We start from the raw sequence: 20360 nt of genomic DNA, 5'->3' as shown, positions 1-20360 counted from the left end.
GGCCAAGTGATCGAAATGGCAGGAATTGAATTGTTCAATCGCATTTATTGTTGTCATGCAGAGCGAACCTTTCGGCCAGGCCTGCATGCGGCGTCGCGGTATCCCGGCAACGCTTGAGCGGAATTTAGCAACGATGAAATATCGCATTTGATGTATTTTGTTCTGTTTTTTAGAACACAGAGCGAAGGCTGTCCCTCGCTGTCTGCGGCTTGACCAGAGTTCTTCAGCGGCCGCTCGCCCGGTAACCAGGTGGAGGAATAATCCATGCAGTCCTTTCACGAACAGCGGCTGATCTACCTCTACGAGGCGGTGAAATGCGGCACCATTCGCGCCGCAGCCGAGAAGATGGCCATTGCGCCTTCGGCAGTCAGCCGGCAGATTGCGTTACTTGAGGAGGAATTGAGCGTTGCTCTGCTCGAGCGAAATCGAAGGGGAATCGTGCCCACGCCTGCGGGGCTTCTGCTGATCGACTACGCACGGCAACAACAGGCCCACCGCTCCGATATGCTGTCGAAGATCGACCTCATGCGCGGCCTGCGTAGTGGGTCGGTTTCGGTGGTTACCGGAGAAGGTTTCGTACAGGACCTGGTGCGCGGGCCACTGAGGCGATTTCGTCAGCAGTATCCGGAAATCACGGTGTCGGTGGATATTACCGGCACCACCGAAATCCTGCGGCGCATCAGCGAAGACGATGCCGAATTGGGGCTCGTCTACAACGCCCCTGCGGACTCACGCATTGTCACGCGCGGCGCTTGCGTACAGCCGATGTGCGCCGTCGTCGGCAACAGCCACGCGCTACGCAACGCTCCCCATTTGCAATTCGAGGAGCTGACTCGCTGGCCAGTTGCACTGATGAATGGAAGCTACGGGATTCGTCAGCTACTGGGCCATGTGGAATATTCACGGAAAGTTCGCCTCGATGCAGTCCTGACCACCAATCAGATTTCCGTGCTCAAGGCCTTCGTCGCCACAGGCCAAGGCATCACGCTACTTCCCCCCTTCTCGATATCCCACGAGCTTTCACTGGGGGAGCTGCATGCCATACCCATTCTCGACGACACCCTGAAAAGTGCCGAAGCTCACCTGATCACCCGCGCGGGCCGTCATCTGTCTCCGGCTGCAAATCAATTCGTTGCGTTCTGCTTGCGCGATATGACGGCGTTTCGCCCACCCGCAGCAGACGCGCCCCAGTGAAAGAGGCGCATTGGTATGCACTTAGGGCACCAAGGGTAGCTCGCGCTTGTGCTGGGTCTTGTCGTAGGTCTGCACGATCGCCTGGTAGGCGGTGTCGCTGACCGGCTTGCCCTGCAGGAAGGCGTCGATGTCTTCGTAGCTGACGCCGTGCACCTGCTCGTCCGGGATGCCGGGGCGTTCGTCTTCCAGGTCGGCGGTCGGCACTTTCGAGAACACCGACGCAGGCGCGCCCAGGCGTTCGGCGATGCGCCGTACCTGGCCCTTGACCAGGCCGCTGAGCGGCGCGAGGTCGCAGGCGCCGTCGCCGAACTTGGTGAAGAAGCCCATCACCGCTTCGGCGGCGTGGTCGGTGCCGATCACCAGGCCGTTGCGGGCGTTGGCTACGGTGTATTGGGCCAGCATGCGCATGCGCGCCTTGGTGTTGCCTAGCACGAAGTCGCGGCGCGCCGAGGTCAGCTCACCCAGCTCGCCGATCTGCTTGGCCAGGCCGGAGACCGCCGGGGCGATGTCGATGGTCTGCACTTCGTCGGCGGCGATGAAGGCCAACGCGGCCTGGGCGTCGGACTCGTCGTGCTGCACGTTGTGCGGCAGGCGGATGGCGACGAAGCGGTAGGCCTGATCGCCCGTCTCGCTGCGCAGTTGCTCGACGCTCAGCTGCGCCAGGCGGCCAGCCGCCGAGGAGTCCACGCCACCGCTGATGCCGAGCACCAGCACCTTGGTGCGCGAGGCGGTCAGGGTGTTCTTGATGAAGGCGATGCGCTTGGCGATCTCGGCGTCAACGTCGGCGTCCGAGGTGAAGGGCGCGATCACGCCCAGTGCGTTGGCGATTTCAGCTTGGCGATTGCTCATGAGGAAGCTCCCTGATTCGCGTCGATACGAAAAACGTGTTTGAGGTAGGTGACGAAGTTCGGGTCGCGACACTGGGTCTTGCCCGGCGTGTCGGAGATCTTCGCCACCGGCTGGCCGTTGCAGTCGATCATCTTGATGACGATATTCATCGGCTCGACACCGGGGATGTCGCAGGTCAGGTTGGTGCCGATGCCGAAGCTCACATGAATGCGATCATGCAGCGCGCGGTACAGTTCAAGCGCCTTGGGCAGGGTCAGGCCGTCGGAGAAGATCAGCGTCTTGCTCATCGGGTCGATGCCCAGCTTCTCGTAGTGGGCGATGGCTTTTTCGGCCCACAGCAGCGGGTCGCCGGAGTCGTGGCGCAGGCCGTCGAACAGCTTGGCGAAGTACAGATCGAAGTCGCCGAGGAAGCTGTCCATGCCGATGGTGTCGGTCAGGGCAACCCCGAGCAGGCCGCGGTATTCCTTGACCCAGCACTCCAGCGCCACCTTCTGGCTGTCGATCAGCCGCGGGCCGAGCTGCTGGTGAGCCATGAACCACTCGTGGGCCATGGTGCCCAGAGGCCGCAGCTCCAGCTCGCGGGCCAGGTGCACGTTGCTGGTGCCGACGAAACGGCCCGGAAAATCATGCTTGAGGATGTTCACCACTTCCTCCTGCACACGGTAGGAGAAGCGCCGGCGGGTACCGAAATCGGCCACCTGGAAGCCCGCCAGTTCATCGGCAGTGGCTTCGCCCTTGAGCCAGTCGAGCTTGCGATACAGCTGCTCGCGCACCTGCTCGATCACCACTTCGCGGTAGCGATAGCGGTTGCGTACCTCGGAGATGATCGCCAGCAGCGGGATCTCGTAGAGGATCACGTGCAGCCATGGGCCGCGCACGCGGATCGCCAGTTGGCCGGCGTCGTCGGTGCCGACATGCACGTAGCGCATGTTGAAGCGGAACAGGCTGAGGAAGCGGATGAAGTCGGCCTTGATGAACGGGATCTTCTCCAGGTAGGCCAATTGATCCGGGGTGATCGAGGTGTTGACCAACTGTTCGATCTGGTAGCGGATCTCGGCCAGGTAGGGCGTCAGATCCTCGTTGCTGCGGCAGCGAAACTCCCACTCCACTTCGGCGTTGGGGTAGTTGTGCAGCACCGCCTGCATCATGGTCAGCTTGTAGAAATCGGTGTCCAGCAGGTTCTGGATGATGCTGGGGGCGAATACGCTCTCACTCATGGTCACTCTCCTCGAGGCGGGCCAGCTCGTTGTCGAGCGCTCCGCCATCGGCGCAGATGATGATGCCCTGCGCGCGCATCTGATCGATGGCTTGCGTCGCGCCGGCTTCGGAAATGGCCCGGCACGCCGGAAGATACAGCAACACCTCGAGGCCGGCGCTACGCAGTTGCAGCGCGGTGTTCTTCACGCAGAAGTCCAGGGCCAGCCCGCCGACCACCACGGCCTCGACACCGGCCACCTTCAGGTACTCGATGGCGCCCGTGCTGCGCTTGCCGGCCAGATCGTGGAAGCAGGCGCCGTAAGGGTGCAGATCAGGTTCGACACCCTTCCACACGAAGAAGTCATAGTCGATTGGCGCCGGCAGCTCATCGAGCAGCTCGAAGCCAGGCGTACCCGGCACGCAGTGGCTGACCCAGGTCAGATCGGCGTTGGCGTGGCTCAGGGGCTGCAGCATCTGGTCGTGGCTGTCGACCACCCACAGGGCGTTGGGGGCATGGGCGTCCTTGCTGCCCAGGCGCAGGGTGCCACGACGCGCCATGTCGTTGAGCGGCGCGGCGATCTCATGGCCGCCGGCCACCGGCAACTCATCGGGGCACAGGCTGGTGAAGCCCTTTTGCGCATCGACATCGAACGTGGCGATCTTCATCTGGCACCTCCTCTACATGGAGCCGCATCGCTGCGGGGTGGACACATATTCCACCAGGTGTATTATGTATGTCAACACCCACCTGCAAGGAGAATCACCATGCAGCCCTCGCCTCTGCAGTGCTTCGCGGCAGGCCACGATGAACCAGCGCCGCAACGCTTCGCGTTGGCCGTCTACGGCGGCGCCTTCGACCCGCCCCACGCGGGCCATGCCAGCGTGATCCGCCGGGTATTGGAAACCAGCGAGCAGGTACTGGTGGTGCCCAGCTATCGCCATGCCGACGCCAAGCGCATGGCAGACTTCGACCTGCGCTGCGCCTGGGTCGAGCGCCTGGCCGCGCGTTTCGGTGATCGGGTACGCTGCTGCAGCCTGGAACGCGAGCTGGGCGCCGATGGCCGGGTGATCTACAGCTATGACCTGCTCAGTTGCCTGGCCGAACGCCATGGGCTACCCACCGAGCGCCTGGCGCTGGTGATTGGCGAAGACAACTGCACGCGGCTAACGACCTTTTACCGCGCCGCCGAGCTGCGCCAGCGCTTCGGCCTGTTGGTCGCCGGTGAGGAGATGACCGTGCACAGCAGCGCGATTCGGGCGATGATCGCCGCCGGGCAAGCGATCCCCGAGGCCTGGCAGTTGCCGGAGATCCACAGCGAGATGACGATTTACAGGAGGTCCGTTTGAGTTCTGTTGAGGTATTGGCAAGCGTGGATCTGGTCGCTCTGCGCCTGGATGCCGAGAGCCGCGGGCTGCATGTGCTGCTGCACCGCCGCGAGCGCGAACCGTTTCTGGGCCAATGGGCGCTGCCGGGGGTGATCGTCAATGGCAGCACCCGCGACGCCAACCTCGAAGCCGCCGCCCACCGCGTGCTGCGCGACAAGGCCCAGGTGTTGCCGCGCCACCTCGAACAGGTCGGCACCGAGGGCAGTGCCGAGCGTGATCCCCGTGGCTGGTCGATGAGCACCTATTACCTGGCCCTGCTGGCACCGGATACCGAGACCGCTGACGACGGCCTGCGCTTCGTGCCACTCGACGAGGTGCTGGACGGGCGCCTCGCCCTGCCCTTCGATCACCGCCAACTGGTGCGCCTGAGCGTCGAGCGCCTGGCCGGTAAATCCGTCTACACCAGCCTGCCGCTGTACCTGGCGCCGCTACGCTTCACCGTGCTCGATGCCCTGAACGCCGCCCAGGCCTGCCTGGGCACGACGATCAATAACACCTCGCTGCGCAAGCGCCTGGAAAAGATGAAGGACGCCGGCTGGATCCGCGACACCGGCGAGAAGAACTTTCCGAAAATGGGCCGCCCCCAGCAATTGTGGGAGCTGACCGATCAGGCCGAGGGCGTGTTCGTATTCGACCGCAGCCTGTTGGCGGATCGAGCAAGCAGCTGACCAGCACTCTCGTAGCCTGGGTCGAGCGCAGCGATACCCAGGTTGGCTTTCCCGGGTGTCGCGTCGCCCGACCCGGGCTGCCTATCTTCTTTACTGCCGCATGCTGATGGCCAAGCGATTGAAGGCATTCATCAGCGAAATGGCATAGGTCAGGTCACTGATCTGCACGTCATCGAAATGCGCCTTGAGCGGCTCGAAGACTTCATCCGGCGCATGGGTGCGGGCGATGTCGGTGAGCGATTCGGCCCAGGCCAGGGCAGCCCGCTCGGCCTCACTGAAGTGCCCACTGATATGCCAGCCCGCCAGGCTGTCGAGCTTGGCCTGGGGCGTGCCGCCGTCGCGCAGCGCCCTGGCGTGCATCTCCAGGCAGAAGGCGCAGCCGTTGATCTGCGAAATGCGCAGGTACACCAACTCGATCAGCGGCAGGCCCAGGCTGCTGCCGGCCAGAGCTTTCTTGGCGGCCAACAGGCCCTTGTAAATGTCTGGCGAGAGTTGGCTGTAGGGCAGGCGTAAGGTACTCATGGGGCAATCTCCGTAGCAGAGTCGAAATAGAAACGGGTGGTGCGTTGCAGTTGCGGTATCGCGTCGTCGAGGGCCGCCTGTATCGCGTCGCGGCCATGGGCCAGGCCTTGCAGGTGAACGAAAGCCACCTCGGTAATGCCCAGGGTGCTCAGTACGTGGCGCAGGTAGGCCGTGAGAAAATCCGGCTGCCGGGCCCGCGGCCCTTGATAGAAGCCGCCGGCACTGACCAGCACCAGGGTCGGCCGGTCCTGCAGCAGGCCGACCTTGCCCTGGGGCGTGGCAGCGAAGCTGCGGTGAATGCGCAGCACGTAATCGATCCACAGCTTGAGCGCGGCCGGCACCGTGAAGTTGTGCATCGGCGTGACGATGATCAGGCAGTCGCTGGCCTCCAGTTCGGCGATCAGCGTTTCCGAGCAGGCGAAGCCCGGCGCATCGAAGGCCGCGTTGCCGGTCAATGCGGTCGCATAGTCGGCGCCGAGCGGTGGCAGCGGTTCGCCAACCAGATTGCGTTCAACTAACTCGGCATCAGGCCAGCGCGTGGCGATCAGCCGGCGTGCAAGTTGGCTGCCATGGGCGTGCTGCTGATGGGGGCTGCATTCGAGCAGCAGGATGCGCTTCATGCCGTCACCTGCGGCAGCACTTCGACGAAGTGCAGGCCCCGCGCCAGCAAGCCCTGGCGATAGTAGAAGCGCTGGCCGAACGCGTTGCCCAGAGCGGTGTCGAGCACCAGATGAGCGTGGCGGCTGTCGATCGCTTCGCGGCGCACCGCCTCGATCAACAGGCCACCGACGCCGCTGCGCTGCTCGGTGGGCAGCACGATCAGGTCATCGACATAGACGAAGCGTCCGTACAGGGTATTTTCCTGCAGCCGGTAGCCGGCCAGGCCGACCACCTGATCGCCTTGGCAGGCGGCCAGCAGCCGATAGCCCTGACTGGCCTGGCGCTGTACCTGGGCGACGAAGGCCTGAGCATCGATGAGATGGGGGCGTAGCTCACGCATCAGCGCAAAGCAGGCCAGACACTGGACGGAATCCTGCACGGCGCGCAGGGTAATGGGATGAGACATGGTGGCGTCCTCGATATCGGATGGACGCCAGATTACTCAGCACATAGCCCACTCAATAGAACCAAGATGACTTAAAGTCATTGGTCCATCTTTCAGCGAGTCATTCGCCTTGCCGCATGGGCATGCGATCGATGGTGCGGAAGATCGCCTGCAGATCGGCATCGGCGCCCTGCTGAATCTTCTTGCCACCATCCTTGCCGACCAGAATCACCTGGGGCCGGGCATTGCCGGCGTCCAGCGCCAGCAGCAGGCGCTTGGTGGCGATGGCATCCAGCGGCTGCTCGTTACGCTGCCCCTGCTTGCCGATCACGGTATAGAGCACCATGTCGCGCTCGACGAACGCCTCGCGGTTGGCCGGCTCACGCAACGCGGCCTGCACCCGCATCAGCAGGGGATCATCGGCGCTGGCGGCCAGTACGATCAGCGGCCGGGTCTTCCAGCGCTCAGCCTCAAGCGGATCCTCGCTGGCATGGGCCAGCAGCGGCAGCGCCGAGAGCAGCAGGGTCGCGAAACGCTTCATGGCCGTTCTCCCCGGCGGGATCGCTCCCGCCGTTCAGCGATGCGGATGCCTTCAGTACGACAGGTACGAAGAGCGCGTCAGCCCCAGGCGCAGGGCATCCAGGAACTGGGTACGCTCACGGGCGCTGATGCGCGCGCTGGCGACCTTGTCACGGTAATGGGTCATCAGTTCCTCGGGCGACAGGTGCACGTAACGCAGCATGTCCTCGATGGTGTCGTGGGTCTCGATACCGGCGTGGTAGATGCTGCCGTCGGCGTTCTGGTAGATGTTCACCGAGTCGGTGTCACCGAACAGGTTGTGCATGTCGCCGAGAATTTCCTGATAGGCGCCGACCAGGAAGATGCCCAGCACGTAATCCTCGCCATCACGCAGCTCGTGCACCGGCAGGCTGGTTTCGATGGACTGCTCGTCGACGTACTGGTTGATCTTGCCGTCCGAGTCGCAGGTCAGGTCCTGCAGCACCGCGCGGCGCAGCGGCTCCTCGTCCAGGCGGTTGAGCGGCAGGATCGGCAGGATCTGACCAATGGCCCAGGTGTCCGGCAGGCTCTGGAACACCGAGAAGTTGCAGATGTACTTGTCGGCCAGCTTGTCGTTGAGCTCGTCGAGCACCTGACGATGGGAACGCTGGCGTGCCTTGAGCTGGTTGTACAGGCGGCGGCAGATCGAGAAATAGCACTGCTCGGCCAGGGCCTTCTGCGGCAGGTCGAGCTTGCCGGCGGAGTATTGCCCGGCCGCCTCGCTGACGTAGTGGGTGGCGCGCCAGTAGGTTTCGGCGACCATTTCCGGGTCGCTGTCGTCGAGCAGGTCGATCAGCACCTGCAGCACTTCGGGCTGTTCGATGCTGCGGTCGATTTCCGGCACGTCGTCGTTGTGGCGCTCGACGTCAGTCACCTGCACCAGCAGCACGGCATGGTGCGCGGTCATCGCCCGGCCGCTCTCGGAGAAGATGTGCGGGTGGGGGATTTCCTGGCGGTCGCAGAATTCCTTGAGCATGTCGACCACCGCGTCGGCGTAGTCTTCCATGTCGTAGTTGATCGAGCTGGCGTTGCGCGAGTGGGTGCCGTCGTAGTCCACGCCCAGGCCGCCGCCCACATCGATATGGTCGACCGGCAGGCCCAGCGCGCGCAGTTCGCCGTAATAGCGGATGGCTTCGCGAAAGCCCTTGCGGTAGTCGGCGATGTTGGCGATCTGCGAGCCCATATGGAAGTGCAGCAGGCGGATGCCCTGATCCAGGCCGGCCTTGCGGAAACGCTCGACCACCGACAGCAACTGCGCGGCGGACAGGCCGAACTTGGACTTCTCGCCTCCGGTATCCGCCCACTTGCTCGATGCCAGGGACGACAGGCGCACGCGCAGACCGATCTGCGGGGCTACCTTGAGCTCGGCGGCCTCGTCGATCACCAGGGCGACTTCCGACTCCTTCTCGATGACGATGAACACGTTGTGGCCAAGCTTCTGGCCCATCAGCGCCAGGCGGATGAACTCGCGATCCTTGTAGCCGTTGCAGACGATGGTGCCGCCCTTCGGCGCCAGCGCCAGGACGGCCAGCAGCTCAGGCTTGGAGCCGGCTTCCAGGCCGATTGAAACGTTCTCGGTGGCGATGATGTTCTCCACCACCGCTTCCTGCTGGTTGACCTTGATCGGGTACAGCGCGGTGTAGCGATTGCCGTACTCCAGGCGCGCGATGCTGGCGTCGAAAGCGCCAGTGAGCTTGCGTACGCGGTCCTGCAGGATGTCGGGGAAACGCACCAGCAACGGCAGCGACAGGCCGCTCTGGCGCAGCTCCTCGACCTGCTCATGGAGATCGATGGGCGTGCTGCCCGGGCCGTTGGGGCGCACTTCGACGCGGCCGGCGTCGTTGATCGAGAAGTAACCCGCGCCCCAATGGCGGATGCCATAGACACTGCGGCTGTCGGCCACCGTCCATTGGCTTCCATCGTCCTTGCGTGTGCGTCGTGCGGCCATCGAGGGTTCCCCTGTAGCAGATAGGCTGATGCTGTCGATACGGTCGGGCGAGCATAGAGCCTGGAAATGACGATTGCTCGGCAGTGGACTGGCCGAGCAGTGAGTAAGTTTAGATAGTCACGGGTAGCGGCGTTCAGCCGCCGGATTTCTTGGCTTTGAAACCGCGCTTGATCAGCTCGGCGAGCAGTAGTTCGACATGGTCGCCCTGGATTTCGATAACGCCATCTTTCAGCGCACCACCGCAACCACAGCGTTTCTTCAGCGCAGAGGCCAGCTCCTTGAGCGGCTCTTCTGCCAGGGGCACGCCCGTGACGGTAGTCACCGTTTTGCCGCCGCGGCCTTTGGTCTCGCGGCGCACCCGGGCAATGCCGTCGCCCTCGGGAATCGCCGTACGCGAACAGGTACAGGCGTCCACCGGCTGCGAGCAATCCGGGCAATGCCGGCCTGCGTCCGTGGAAAACACCAGGCCACCGAGGCCGGCGAATGAAGAGGCTTTCTTGGCCACCGCGTTTTTTCCTCAGTGGATGGGAGCGGCGCAGTGTAACGACAAAGGCCGGCAATGCTAAGAAGCGAAATGCGCCAACCCCTGATGGATTGGCGACTCCACGGGGTGATCAGCGATTGGCGAGATAGTGCTGCAGCGCCTGCAGCGAGTCGGGGCAATAGGGCTTGAGCTCGGTATCGCGCTGCGCCGCTTCGAGGGTCATGAAGCGCGCCTCCAGAACCTCTTCGGGCTGCAGCACCAGCGGCGCGTCGGAGACGGCCGAGAACACCGCGCACCAGATACGGTTCTCCGGCTGATCGAAGAAGAAGCGGCCATGGTCGCGCAGCACCGCATCGCGGATGCCCAACTCTTCGGCCAGCTCGCGCTCGGCCGACTGCGCGTAGCCTTCGCCCGCCGCCACCATACCGCCGGCGGCAATATCCCAGAACCCGGGATAGACCGCCTTGCTCAGGGTGCGCCGGTGCACGCACAGCTCACCGGCAGCATTGAAGAGCAGGATGAAGGTGCCGCGGCCGATCAGGCCGCGCTGACGCAGTTCCGCCCGGGGCAGCGCGCCGAGCACGTCGTCATGTTCGTCGACCCAGGCGATCAGCTCGGCATCCGAGGCAGCGCGGTGCGCCACCTCGGCGTTGGCAGCAGCCATCGATCAGCCCTGGGACAGCAGCTGACGCAGGTCGATCACCGCAGCGTTGGCCCGCGAGATGTAGTTCGCCATGACCAGCGAGTGGTTGGCGAGGATGCCGTAGCCGCTGCCATTGAGCACCATAGGACTCCACAGCGTGGCCTGGGCGGCCTCCAGCTCACGAATGATCTGCCGTACGCTGACGGTGGCATTCTTCTTGGCCAGCACGTCGGCGAAATCGACTTCGATGGCGCGCAGCAGGTGCGACAGCGCCCAGGCCTGACCGCGTGCTTCGTAGAACACGTTGTCGATCTGCAGCCATGGGGTTTCGTAGGTGCGCTCGGTCACCTCTGGCACCTGGCCTTCGGCCAGTTCGGTGGTCTCGGTCACCTCGGTGTTCAGGCGCACCTGGCCGACGCTGGCCGACAGGCGCTGGGACAGCGAGCCCAGGCGGGTAGCGACGTCGCCGAACCAGTTGTTGAGGTTGTCGGCACGGGTGTAGAAGCGCGCACCGCCCTGGCCCGGCTCGGACAGGCGAGCGAGGTAGCGGTCCAGAGAGTTGATGCCTTCGCGGTACTCGGACTCGGCAGCCGGCAGAGCCCAACTGCGATGGTCGAAGTTGAAGCGTGGCTCGGCACGGGCCAGGTCGCCGTCCTCGGTGGATTGCGATTGCGAACGGGCGAAGTCCTTGCGCAGCGCGCGGGAGAAATCGCGCACCTGCACCAACACGCCGTATTCCCAGCTCGGCATGTTATCGAGCCACAGGCCCGGCGGCGCCAAGTCGTTGGACAGGTAGCCGCCCGGCTTGTCGAGCAGGGTCTGGGCGACCTGTTTGAGGGTTTCCACCGTGGTGTAGCCGTTGACCACCTGGCGCTGGCTGCTTTCAGCCGCGGCCTGCACGCGCTGTTGCACCGGGAACAGGTCCGGCTCCTGGCTCCAGTACCAGCCGACGACCAGCGCCACCAGCAGATAGATACCCAGCAAACCGATGACGACACGGCCGAACCCGCCGCCCAGGCGACGGCGAGATCCAGAGCTGGCACCGTCATCGGCATGGGCGGTGCCGGTGGTGCGGTTCTTCCAATCGAGCATGGCGATTATCCTTTGATCAACGACGTACAGGGCTTCGACCACAGGCCCATGGGAGGGTTGCGCTAATACTTGAGCGCCCCATGGCCTGCATCGAGGCTACGCTGCCACTATAAGGGAAGGCTGCCCTGCTGCGCAGCGCAGTAAGCTGTTCACGACGTAACGGTACGGAACCAGCCGCTTTGACGAGAGTCTGCAAATGCCATGGCCAAGGCTGCGGGACGATTCACAACAATGGCGTCAAGAGAATGGCAAAATAACCGGCCAGTGATAGCATGAGGCCATCACCGCTAGGCCCACGCCACCACATGCAGATTGACAGGCCATGACCGAGCAAGAAGATCCCAGCCGCGACCGACTCAAACAGCACTTCGCCCAGCGGGTGATCCACCAGGCCCGTCAGGTTCTGGAAGTCTGGCAGCGCCTGCAGCGTGGCGAATGGAACGACGCCGGCATGCAGGAACTGCAGGAAGCGGCGCAACTGCTGCAGCGCTATGCCGAGCGTTTCGACCAGGTCGAGCACCGCGAACTGGGCAAGCGCATCGTCGCCTGCCTGGGCGTGGTGGACGCCAACCGGGGCCGCCTCAACAGCGAGGTGATCAGCGAGCTCAACCAACTGATGCAGCGCCTGTCGCGCACCGGCCTGCGTCACGGCGACCGTTTCGAGCACACCACGCTGCCGCCCCTGCGCAAACCCGTTTATCTGGCCCTGCAGCATCTGGAGCGCGCCGAGCGCCTGGCGCAGCAACTGGAATTCTTCGGCATGAACGCCAAGCCGCTGGACACCGCCAACGCCTTTCGCGCAGCGATGCTCGAGCGCCACCCGGCGGCCATCGTCATGGAAATCGACTTCGCCGGCGCCGGTAATGGCCTGCAACTGGCCCAGGCCGTTCAGGAAGGCCTGCAGGAAAAGATTCCGGTGCTGTTCTACAGCCACGAAGACACCGACACGCCGACACGCCTGGCCGCGGTTCGCGCTGGCGGGCGCGAATTCTTCACCGGCTCGATGGATGCCTCGAGCCTGCTGGAGCGGATCGAGGTGTTGACCCACGTCGCACAGTACGAGCCCTACCGCGTGCTGATCGTCGACGACTCCCGCGCCCAGGCCACCCATACCGAGCGGGTGCTCAACAGCGCCGGCATCGTCACGCGCACGCTCACCGAGCCGATCCAGGCGATGGACGAGCTGGCCGAGTTCCAGCCGGACCTGATCATCCTCGACATGTACATGCCGGCCTGCAACGGCACCGAACTGGCCCAGGTGATCCGCCACAACGATCGCTACGTCAGCGTGCCGATCATCTACCTGTCCGCCGAAGACGACCTCGACAAGCAGCTCGACGCGATGAGCGAGGGTGGTGACGACTTCCTCACCAAGCCGATCAAGCCGCGCCACCTGATCGCCACGGTGCGCAACCGCGCCGACCGGGCCCGCAGCCTCAAGGCGCGAATGGTACGCGACAGCCTCACTGGGCTGTTCAACCATACTCACACCCTGCAACTGCTCGAAGACGCTCGCTTTCGCGCCCAGCGCGATGAGCAACCGCTGAGCTTCGCGATGATCGATATCGATTACTTCAAGAAGGTCAACGACAACTACGGCCACCCCATGGGCGACCGGGTGATCAAGAGCCTGGCGCTGTTTCTCAAACAGCGTTTGCGCAAGAGCGACTGCATCGGCCGCTACGGCGGCGAGGAGTTCGCGGTGGTGATGCCCAACACCGATGCAAGGACTGCCGCCAAGGTGCTGGACGAAGTGCGCGCACGTTTTGCCGAGATCCACTACCCGGCCCACCCCCATGACCTGAGCTGCACCTTCAGCTGCGGTATCGCCGAACTGGGCGATGACCTGGACAGCAAGCACCTGTCGCAACGCGCCGACGAGGCGCTGTACCGCGCTAAGAACGGCGGTCGCAACCGCATCGAAACCTATGGCTGAGCTACTCTTGACGCGCAACCGCATGTCGGTTGCATGGCGTCATTAACACGACGCACCTTGAAGCGTAACCACGCTGTCATAAAGGCGCCATAACGTACCGAGCATCGCCGCACTGCATAGCGCAGTGCCAGCATCGATCGGACGTCAAATCAGCCCCATGCGCCTCAAATCCCTCACCAACCTCAACACCCTCTTGCTGGTCGGCATCGGCATTGCCCTGGCCTGCACATTGTGGTGGTCGCAGCGGGCATTGGAGCGCCCTTACGTGCTGATGGAGCAGTACCTGGAACTCTCGCAACAATTCCAGCGCGAGGCCGCCGGCAACATTCTCGGCTATCTGGACAGCGGCGACGCCCTGCGTCACAGCGCCGCCCTGCAGAACCTCGACGCGCTACAGGCCAATGTCGATGAACTGCCGACCAGCCTTGCCGGTGACCTGGGCAGCAGCCTGGGCGAGCTGAAGGCGTTCGCTGCCGAGCAACTGCTCGCCGCCGGAAAGCTGTCCGGCGACCCACAGGGGCTGCTGATCCAGGCCGAACGGGAAATGGCCGATACCTTGGCAGGGCTCGCGCGCTACGCCGACGAGGGCCAGGGCGAAACCGCCAACGCCTATCGCGCGCCGCTGTTCGAGGCCTCACAGCACCTGAGCCGCCTGGCCCTGGCGCGTACCAAGCTGGTCAGCAGTGGGCGCGCCGAACTGGCCGCCGACGTGGAACGCGAAGTGCAGGCGCTGCTGGCCCAGGCCGGCAGGATCAACGGGCTGTCGCTGCTCGGCGTGACGGAGCAAGCGGCCTCCAGCGATGCCTTCGCCTCGTTGATGGGGCTGGCGAGCGACAGCCAGGAGAACCAAGCGCAAGATCGCGGTATCGCCCTCAAACGTGAGCTCGACAGCCTGCTGGCACGCTACCCGGGTGAACTGGCGCGCACCCAGGCACTGATCGAACAGCGCGCGCAATTGTCAGCCACCACCCGCGCCCGGCTGGATGCGGTGCAGCAATCATTCACCGCCCTGGAGCCTCAGGTGCGCGCCGAGCATGCTCGCATCCAGGGCGAAGTGCGGCTGATGCTCGGCATCATGGTGGCGATGATCCTGCTCATCGCGCTGATCATCGATACCCTGCAGCGCCGCCTCAGCCGCCTGCTCGAACGCCTGGTGCCGGCGCTCTCGGCCTGGGCGGAGGGGGATTTCGCCAGCGAGGTCCACCTGGCCACCAACACCCGAGAACTGCGTGATATCGAAGAGTCGCTCAATCGCCTGCGCCGTTATCTGGTCGAACTGGTCGGCACCATTCACCAGCACGCGGCCAACGTGTCGGCCTCCAGCCGAACCCTGGCCGACCTGAGCAGCGGCCTGCACGAGGGCGCCGAGCGCCAGGCCAGCGATACCGCGCAGATTCGCGACGCATTGGGCGAGCTGGAGGCAACCATCCTGCAAGTGGCCGACGACGCCAGCCAGACAGCCACCGCCGGCCGCGATGCCGACCGCGCCCTCGCCCAGGGCCAGAAGGTAATCGGCAATAGCCTCTTCGGCCTGCATGCGCTGGTCGAGGAGGTGCAGGGCAATGCCCAGGCCATCGAGCACCTGGCCACGGAAACCGCCACCATCGGCAGCGTGCTGACGGTGATCCGCAGCATCGCCGAACAGACCAACCTGTTGGCCCTCAACGCAGCCATCGAGGCGGCGCGCGCCGGTGAAGCCGGGCGCGGTTTCGCCGTGGTCGCCGACGAGGTGCGCTCGCTGTCGCTGCGCACCAGCTCGGCCACCGCGCAGATTCAGGAGGTGATCGGTCGCCTGCAGCAAGCCGCCAATGACTCGGTGCAGGCCATGAGAAGCCAGGTCGAACATGCCGAGGCGACCGCCGAACAGGCCCGCACCGCCGATGGCGCGCTGGACGAGATCGTCGGCGCCATCGGCACCATCGCCAGCAAGGCTGCGCGCATCGCCGAGGCAACGGCCTACCAGGGCAGCGCCGTCAGCGAGATTCGTGACCACAGCGAGCGCATTCACCAGCTGGGTGGCGACAACCTGCAACGCATCGGCCAGGGCCGCGCGCAGAGCGTAGAGTTGCAGACGCTGAGCGGTCAGCTGGATCAGGCGGTGCAGGCGTTTCGCGTGTAAGCGAAGAAAAAGGCAGAAGCAGCCGTTCTGCCGATCCACTGTGGGAGCGCGCCATGCGCGCGAAAAATCACGGGCATGGCCCGTTCCCACGAGTGTCGGTCGGCCGTCCGTTCCCGCCACGAACCCGCCACCTGCGCGGCCTTATGCCGCACAATTCCTCCCAAGGGCAGGCGTCCTCAAGCCAGGCGCAACCGTCAGTTGCAGCACGCCCCATGGCAGGGATCGCTGGCTCCGCTATCATGGCGCGATCAATGCCCCACGAGATGCCCATGCCACGTCTTATCTGCCTGCTGCTGTTGTTCGTCGTCCTGCCTGCCGGCGCTGGGGTGTTCGACAGCCGCCCGAATGCCGCGCCGCTGGGCCAGGCACTGAACAACAGCGACGACTTCCTGCCGGTACGCGAGGCCTTCAAACTCAGCCTGGTCAGCAGCTCGCCGACGTCTGCGAAAGTGCGTTTCGTTGCGGCCGAGGGCTATTACCTGTATCGCCACCAGTTCAAATTCAAGATCGAACCGGCAGCGCTGGCCGGTGCGCCCGTCGAGGTGCCGGAAGGTCTGCACAAGAACGATCAGTACTTCGGCGATGTGCAGGTGTTCTATGAAGTGCTGGATGTCGACATCCCACTGAACAACCCGGACGACAAGCCGCTCAACCTCGCCGTCACCTATCAGGGCTGTGCGGACAAGGGCCTGTGCTATCCACCGGAAACCGAGACGCTGGCCATCAATGGCGGCGCTGCTGCCGCCCAGGTCGATGGCGCAGGTACGCCCGCAACCGGCAAAACCACCTGGAGCTGGACCGACCTGGCGCTGATGTTCGCTGCCGGCCTGACGCTGACCTTCACGCCTTGCGTGCTGCCCATGCTGCCGATTCTCTCCGGCGTGGTGCTACGCGGCCGGCCGAGCAAGAGCCGCGGCCTGGTGTTATCGCTGGCCTACGTGCTGCCAATGGCCGCCTGCTACGCCGCGCTCGGCGCGCTGATGGGGTTGTTCGGCGCCAAGCTCAACCTGCAGGCCATGCTGCAGTCGCCGTGGATTCTGGTGCCCTTCGCACTGTTCTTCGCGCTGTTCGCGGTGGCCATGTTCGGCGTCTTCGAACTGCGCCTGCCGGCGTTCGTTCGTGAACGCCTGGACCGCAAGGCCGCGCAGACCCAAGGCGGCACCATCGCCGGCGCGGCGACGCTGGGCGTGCTGTCCAGCCTGATCGTTTCACCGTGCATCACCGCGCCGTTCACTGCGCTGCTCCTCTATATCAGCAGCACCGGCGATGCCGCAGGCGGCGCCCTGCAATTGTTCGCTCTGGGCCTGGGCATGGGCACGCCGCTGGTGATCTTCGCCGCAGGTGGAGGCGCCCTGCTGCCCAAATCCGGCACCTGGATGGTCGCCGTGCGCAACGCCTTTGGCGTGATGCTGCTGGGCGTCTCGGTATGGCTACTCGAACGGGTGCTGCCGGGGCAGATTTCCCTGGCGCTGTGGGGGCTGCTGGCCGCCGGCGTCGCGCTGTTCCTCGGCGCCCTGGAATTCACCGCCAAAGATGAACGCGGCAAGCTCGCCCAACTGCTCGGGCTGGCACTGCTGGTCTACGCACTGGCGGCCTGGACGGGCGCTCTGAAGGGCAACGACGATCCGTTGCAGCCCCTCGCGGGCGATATCGCCAGCACTCAATCGAAAACCGCCGGTAGCTGGCAGACGGTCAGCACGCCTGCCGAGCTGGACGCCGCGTTAACCGAGGCCAAGAGCAGCGGCCAGCCGCTATTGCTCGACTGGTACGCCGACTGGTGCATCAGTTGCAAGAAGATCGAGCGCGAAGTGTTCCATTCTGCGCAGATTGGCCCGCAATTGACCGACTATCGCCTGCTGCGTTTCGACATGACCGACAGCACCGCCGCCCAGCGCGCGTTGCTGGATCGCTATGGCCTGTTCGGGCCACCGGCGATCCAGTTGTTCGCCGCCAACGGGCAGGAAATGCAGGAATTGCGGGTAGTCGGGGAAATCGATGCGCAGGGCTTTTCCGAGCGTCTGCAAAGCGCGCGAGAACGATTCTAGGCAATTCGGTCACATATTCGGCCAACCCTGCACGGATCGTGCTGACTACTCCCAAAAACTGGACAGCCCTACGGCACTTCTGGCAGAGTCCGCGCAGCTAAAAAGAAGGAAGCCCGGATCATGTCGACCCTGCTGGTTTTGCACGGCCCCAATTTGAACCTGCTCGGCACCCGAGAGCCAGGCACCTATGGCGCCACCACGCTGGAACAGATCAACCTCGACCTGGAACAACGCGCCCGTGAAGCCGGCCATCATCTGCTGCACCTGCAGAGCAACGCCGAGTACGAACTGATCGAACGCATCCACGCCGCCCGCGGCGAAGGCGTCGACTTCATCATCATCAACCCGGCAGCCTTCACCCACACCAGCGTCGCATTACGTGACGCATTGCTGGCGGTGAGCATCCCATTCATCGAAGTGCACCTGTCCAACGTGCACAAGCGCGAGCCTTTCCGGCACCACTCCTACTTCTCCGACGTGGCGGTAGGCGTGATCTGCGGTCTCGGCGCCAGCGGTTATCGGCTGGCCCTCGACGCGGCCCTGGAAAACCTGGCGAGCAAAAACACCTGAAACCGACGCCATGACAGATCATGTGAAAGCGTAGCGAGCGAAGGTCAGGCGAGGCAAAAAACGGCGAAAAAGCGCAGTTTACGAGTTGTAAATGAGCTTTTCGATTGGACTCGCATCCGAGCCGGTTTTTAACGCAGCATGACCGAGCGCAGTAGCTTTCGCATAATCTGCTCAAGCGGCGGTTCATTTACACAACTTGAACGACCCTGACCAGACTGGGAGTTGAACACCTATGGATATTCGCAAAGTCAAAAAACTGATCGAGCTGCTGGAAGAGTCCGGCATCGACGAGCTGGAAATCAAAGAGGGCGAAGAGTCCGTACGCATCAGCCGTCATGGCAAGCAACCGGCTTACGCCCAACCGACCTACGCACCGGCGCCCGCTCCGGTCGCTGCCGCCGCTGCTCCAGTAGCCGCTGCCGCTGAAGCTGCTCCGGCCGCCGCCAAGCTGAACGGCACCGTGGTGCGTTCGCCAATGGTCGGTACCTTCTACCGCGCCGCTTCGCCGACTTCGGCCAACTTCGTTGAAGTCGGTTCGACCGTGAAGAAAGGCGACATCCTCTGCATCGTCGAAGCGATGAAGATGATGAACCACATCGAGGCCGAAACCAGCGGCACGATCGAATCCATCCTGGGCGAGAACGGCCAGCCGGTGGAATACGATCAACCGCTGTTCACCATCGTCTGATGCACGGGGAACCCGTAATGCAGAAGCTGGAAAAAGTTCTGATCGCCAACCGCGGCGAGATCGCCCTGCGCATCCTGCGTGCCTGCAAGGAGCTGGGCATCAAGACCGTGGCCGTGCACTCCACTGCCGACCGCGAGCTGATGCACCTGGCCCTGGCTGACGAATCCGTGTGCATCGGCCCGGCGCCGGGCAACCTGTCGTACCTGAACATCCCGGCCATCATCAGCGCCGCGGAAGTTACCGGTGCCACCGCCATCCACCCCGGCTACGGCTTCCTTGCGGAAAATGCCGACTTCGCCGAGCAGGTGGAAAACTCCGGGTTCGCCTTCATCGGCCCGAAAGCCGACACCATCCGCCTGATGGGTGACAAGGTGTCCGCCAAGGACGCCATGATCAAGGCCGGCGTACCGGTGGTTCCAGGCTCCGACGGCCCGCTGCCGGAAGACGAAGCTCAAGCCCTGCGCATCGCCCGTGAAGTCGGCTACCCGGTGATCATCAAGGCCGCCGGCGGCGGTGGTGGTCGTGGCATGCGCGTGGTGTGGAAGGAAGAAGACCTGATCAAGTCGGCCAAGCTGACGCGCACCGAAGCCGGTGCCGCGTTCGGCAACCCGATGGTCTACCTGGAGAAGTTCCTCGGCAACCCGCGTCACGTGGAAGTCCAGGTGCTGTCCGACGGCCAGGGCAACGCCATCCACCTGTACGACCGCGACTGCTCGCTGCAGCGCCGTCACCAGAAAGTGCTGGAAGAAGCCCCGGCGCCGCTGATCGACGAGAAGGCCCGCGCCGAAGTGCTCAAGCGCTGCGTCGATGCCTGCATCGAGATCGGCTACCGCGGTGCCGGTACCTTCGAGTTCCTCTATGAAGACGGTCGTTTCTACTTCATCGAGATGAACACCCGCGTTCAGGTCGAGCACCCGGTTACTGAAATGGTCACCGGCATCGACATCGTCAAGGAGATGCTCAGCATCGCCGCGGGCAACAAGCTGTCCTACAAGCAGGAAGACATCAAGCTCCTGGGCCACGCTCTGGAGTGCCGCATCAACGCCGAAGACCCGGATAACTTCATGCCTTGCCCCGGCAAGGTGAAGCACTTCCATGCCCCGGGCGGTTTCGGTGTGCGTGTCGACTCGCACCTGTACAGCGGTTACTCGGTACCGCCGAACTACGACTCGCTGATCGGCAAGCTGATCACCTACGGCGTGACCCGCGACGAGGCCTTGGCCCGCATGCGCAACGCCCTGGACGAGATCGTCGTCGACGGTATCAAGACCAACGTGCCGCTGCACCGCGACCTGGTTCGCGACAAGGGGTTCTGCCAGGGTGGGATCAACATCCATTACCTGGAAAAGAAACTGGGCATGGACAAGCACTGAAACGATCTGCCCGTAGCCTGAGTAGCGCTGGGCTCAACCGCAG

At 63.9% G+C, this 20360-nt stretch carries 20 protein-coding genes; 9 read left to right on the top strand and 11 right to left on the bottom strand.

Going from position 1 to position 20360, the window contains the following annotated elements:
• Positions 1–264: 264 nt before the first annotated feature.
• Positions 265–1194 carry a LysR family transcriptional regulator gene (locus BVH06_RS08935; RefSeq protein WP_075932289.1) on the top strand — a complete coding sequence of 310 codons (930 nt, stop codon included), beginning with the start codon at positions 265–267 and terminating at the stop codon, positions 1192–1194.
• 21 nt (positions 1195–1215) lie between these two features.
• Here the strand turns inward: BVH06_RS08935 and nadE are convergent, their stop codons facing one another.
• The 3 genes from nadE to BVH06_RS08920 are packed head-to-tail and all read right to left on the bottom strand — an operon-like array spanning position 1216 to position 3906.
• Entirely contained in the window at positions 1216–2043 is an 828-nt protein-coding gene (gene nadE, locus BVH06_RS08930) for an ammonia-dependent NAD(+) synthetase (protein WP_075933825.1), read from the bottom strand.
• Positions 2040–3260: a nicotinate phosphoribosyltransferase gene (gene pncB, locus BVH06_RS08925; RefSeq protein ID WP_075932291.1), complete on the bottom strand. Its 1221-nt coding sequence runs from the start codon at positions 3258–3260 to the stop codon at positions 2040–2042. The genes nadE and pncB overlap by 4 nt, the downstream gene beginning before the upstream one ends.
• The gene (locus BVH06_RS08920) at positions 3253–3906 is read right to left on the bottom strand and encodes an isochorismatase family protein (protein ID WP_075933824.1); all 654 of its coding nucleotides are present in this window, start codon (positions 3904–3906) and stop codon (positions 3253–3255) included. Before BVH06_RS08920 ends, pncB begins: the two co-directional genes overlap by 8 nt.
• A gap of 99 nt (positions 3907–4005) precedes the next feature.
• On the opposite strand from BVH06_RS08920, the gene BVH06_RS08915 reads away from it, so the two are divergent.
• Together BVH06_RS08915 and BVH06_RS08910 are read left to right on the top strand one after the other, a co-directional pair.
• Positions 4006–4587, top strand: a complete 582-nt coding sequence (locus BVH06_RS08915) for an adenylyltransferase/cytidyltransferase family protein (RefSeq protein WP_075933823.1) — start codon at positions 4006–4008, stop codon at positions 4585–4587.
• A complete protein-coding gene (locus tag BVH06_RS08910) occupies positions 4584–5294 on the top strand; it encodes an NUDIX domain-containing protein (protein WP_075933822.1) in 711 nt (236 codons plus the stop codon). The genes BVH06_RS08915 and BVH06_RS08910 overlap by 4 nt, the downstream gene beginning before the upstream one ends.
• Positions 5295–5384: 90 nt before the next feature.
• On the opposite strand, the gene BVH06_RS08905 is transcribed toward BVH06_RS08910, so the two are convergent.
• From BVH06_RS08905 to BVH06_RS08870, 8 genes are all read right to left on the bottom strand, one after another.
• On the bottom strand, positions 5385–5816 hold the full coding sequence (locus BVH06_RS08905) for a carboxymuconolactone decarboxylase family protein (protein ID WP_075933821.1): 432 nt from the start codon (positions 5814–5816) through the stop codon (positions 5385–5387).
• Complete coding sequence (locus BVH06_RS08900) at positions 5813–6436, bottom strand: FMN-dependent NADH-azoreductase (RefSeq protein ID WP_075933820.1); 624 nt, start codon at positions 6434–6436, stop codon at positions 5813–5815. The genes BVH06_RS08905 and BVH06_RS08900 overlap by 4 nt, the downstream gene beginning before the upstream one ends.
• Positions 6433–6882 carry a GNAT family N-acetyltransferase gene (locus BVH06_RS08895; RefSeq protein WP_075933819.1) on the bottom strand — a complete coding sequence of 150 codons (450 nt, stop codon included), beginning with the start codon at positions 6880–6882 and terminating at the stop codon, positions 6433–6435. Before BVH06_RS08895 ends, BVH06_RS08900 begins: the two co-directional genes overlap by 4 nt.
• A gap of 100 nt (positions 6883–6982) precedes the next feature.
• On the bottom strand, positions 6983–7402 hold the full coding sequence (locus BVH06_RS08890; RefSeq protein WP_075933818.1) for a DUF4174 domain-containing protein: 420 nt from the start codon (positions 7400–7402) through the stop codon (positions 6983–6985).
• Positions 7403–7453: 51 nt separating this feature from the next.
• Positions 7454–9367, bottom strand: coding sequence for an arginine decarboxylase (speA, locus tag BVH06_RS08885; protein WP_075933817.1), 1914 nt, complete (start codon positions 9365–9367; stop codon positions 7454–7456).
• 133 nt (positions 9368–9500) lie between these two features.
• Complete coding sequence (locus BVH06_RS08880; RefSeq protein ID WP_075932300.1) at positions 9501–9872, bottom strand: translation initiation factor Sui1; 372 nt, start codon at positions 9870–9872, stop codon at positions 9501–9503.
• A gap of 109 nt (positions 9873–9981) precedes the next feature.
• Positions 9982–10515 carry an NUDIX hydrolase gene (locus tag BVH06_RS08875; protein ID WP_075932301.1) on the bottom strand — a complete coding sequence of 178 codons (534 nt, stop codon included), beginning with the start codon at positions 10513–10515 and terminating at the stop codon, positions 9982–9984.
• Positions 10516–10518: 3 nt separating this feature from the next.
• A complete protein-coding gene (locus BVH06_RS08870; protein WP_075932302.1) occupies positions 10519–11586 on the bottom strand; it encodes a DUF2333 family protein in 1068 nt (355 codons plus the stop codon).
• A gap of 322 nt (positions 11587–11908) precedes the next feature.
• On the opposite strand from BVH06_RS08870, the gene BVH06_RS08865 reads away from it, so the two are divergent.
• The 6 genes from BVH06_RS08865 to accC all read left to right on the top strand — a co-directional run bounded on the left by BVH06_RS08865 (position 11909) and on the right by accC (position 20317).
• Positions 11909–13522 carry a PleD family two-component system response regulator gene (locus BVH06_RS08865; RefSeq protein ID WP_075933815.1) on the top strand — a complete coding sequence of 538 codons (1614 nt, stop codon included), beginning with the start codon at positions 11909–11911 and terminating at the stop codon, positions 13520–13522.
• A gap of 157 nt (positions 13523–13679) precedes the next feature.
• Positions 13680–15641, top strand: coding sequence for a methyl-accepting chemotaxis protein (locus BVH06_RS08860; RefSeq protein WP_075933814.1), 1962 nt, complete (start codon positions 13680–13682; stop codon positions 15639–15641).
• 269 nt (positions 15642–15910) lie between these two features.
• A complete protein-coding gene (locus BVH06_RS08855; protein WP_083651943.1) occupies positions 15911–17686 on the top strand; it encodes a protein-disulfide reductase DsbD in 1776 nt (591 codons plus the stop codon).
• 120 nt (positions 17687–17806) lie between these two features.
• Complete coding sequence (gene aroQ / locus BVH06_RS08850) at positions 17807–18256, top strand: type II 3-dehydroquinate dehydratase (RefSeq protein ID WP_027904932.1); 450 nt, start codon at positions 17807–17809, stop codon at positions 18254–18256.
• Positions 18257–18488: 232 nt separating this feature from the next.
• Positions 18489–18944, top strand: a complete 456-nt coding sequence (gene accB, locus BVH06_RS08845; protein WP_075932305.1) for an acetyl-CoA carboxylase biotin carboxyl carrier protein — start codon at positions 18489–18491, stop codon at positions 18942–18944.
• A 17-nt stretch (positions 18945–18961) separates the two neighbouring features.
• A complete protein-coding gene (gene accC / locus BVH06_RS08840; protein ID WP_075932306.1) occupies positions 18962–20317 on the top strand; it encodes an acetyl-CoA carboxylase biotin carboxylase subunit in 1356 nt (451 codons plus the stop codon).
• Positions 20318–20360: the final 43 nt, after the last annotated feature.

Source organism: Pseudomonas sp. PA27(2017) (assembly GCF_001945445.1).
Taxonomy (GTDB): domain Bacteria; phylum Pseudomonadota; class Gammaproteobacteria; order Pseudomonadales; family Pseudomonadaceae; genus Aquipseudomonas.
Note: the sequence above shows the minus strand (reverse complement) of the source record. Positions and strands in the feature narration are given on the sequence as shown.

What these genes read in the sequence shown, in the direction of transcription:
- pncB (WP_075932291.1), bottom strand. Translation starts at nt 3,260, where the DNA reads ATGAGTGAGAGCGTATTCGCCCCCAGCATCATCCAGAACCTGCTGGAC.
- BVH06_RS08920 (WP_075933824.1), bottom strand. Translation starts at nt 3,906, where the DNA reads ATGAAGATCGCCACGTTCGATGTCGATGCGCAAAAGGGCTTCACCAGC.
- accB (WP_075932305.1), top strand. Translation starts at nt 18,489, where the DNA reads ATGGATATTCGCAAAGTCAAAAAACTGATCGAGCTGCTGGAAGAGTCC.
- BVH06_RS08855 (WP_083651943.1), top strand. Translation starts at nt 15,911, where the DNA reads ATGCCACGTCTTATCTGCCTGCTGCTGTTGTTCGTCGTCCTGCCTGCC.
- nadE (WP_075933825.1), bottom strand. Translation starts at nt 2,043, where the DNA reads ATGAGCAATCGCCAAGCTGAAATCGCCAACGCACTGGGCGTGATCGCG.
- BVH06_RS08895 (WP_075933819.1), bottom strand. Translation starts at nt 6,882, where the DNA reads ATGTCTCATCCCATTACCCTGCGCGCCGTGCAGGATTCCGTCCAGTGT.
- speA (WP_075933817.1), bottom strand. Translation starts at nt 9,367, where the DNA reads ATGGCCGCACGACGCACACGCAAGGACGATGGAAGCCAATGGACGGTG.
- BVH06_RS08890 (WP_075933818.1), bottom strand. Translation starts at nt 7,402, where the DNA reads ATGAAGCGTTTCGCGACCCTGCTGCTCTCGGCGCTGCCGCTGCTGGCC.
- aroQ (WP_027904932.1), top strand. Translation starts at nt 17,807, where the DNA reads ATGTCGACCCTGCTGGTTTTGCACGGCCCCAATTTGAACCTGCTCGGC.
- BVH06_RS08935 (WP_075932289.1), top strand. Translation starts at nt 265, where the DNA reads ATGCAGTCCTTTCACGAACAGCGGCTGATCTACCTCTACGAGGCGGTG.
- BVH06_RS08905 (WP_075933821.1), bottom strand. Translation starts at nt 5,816, where the DNA reads ATGAGTACCTTACGCCTGCCCTACAGCCAACTCTCGCCAGACATTTAC.
- BVH06_RS08865 (WP_075933815.1), top strand. Translation starts at nt 11,909, where the DNA reads ATGACCGAGCAAGAAGATCCCAGCCGCGACCGACTCAAACAGCACTTC.
- BVH06_RS08860 (WP_075933814.1), top strand. Translation starts at nt 13,680, where the DNA reads ATGCGCCTCAAATCCCTCACCAACCTCAACACCCTCTTGCTGGTCGGC.
- BVH06_RS08915 (WP_075933823.1), top strand. Translation starts at nt 4,006, where the DNA reads ATGCAGCCCTCGCCTCTGCAGTGCTTCGCGGCAGGCCACGATGAACCA.
- BVH06_RS08900 (WP_075933820.1), bottom strand. Translation starts at nt 6,436, where the DNA reads ATGAAGCGCATCCTGCTGCTCGAATGCAGCCCCCATCAGCAGCACGCC.
- accC (WP_075932306.1), top strand. Translation starts at nt 18,962, where the DNA reads ATGCAGAAGCTGGAAAAAGTTCTGATCGCCAACCGCGGCGAGATCGCC.
- BVH06_RS08870 (WP_075932302.1), bottom strand. Translation starts at nt 11,586, where the DNA reads ATGCTCGATTGGAAGAACCGCACCACCGGCACCGCCCATGCCGATGAC.
- BVH06_RS08875 (WP_075932301.1), bottom strand. Translation starts at nt 10,515, where the DNA reads ATGGCTGCTGCCAACGCCGAGGTGGCGCACCGCGCTGCCTCGGATGCC.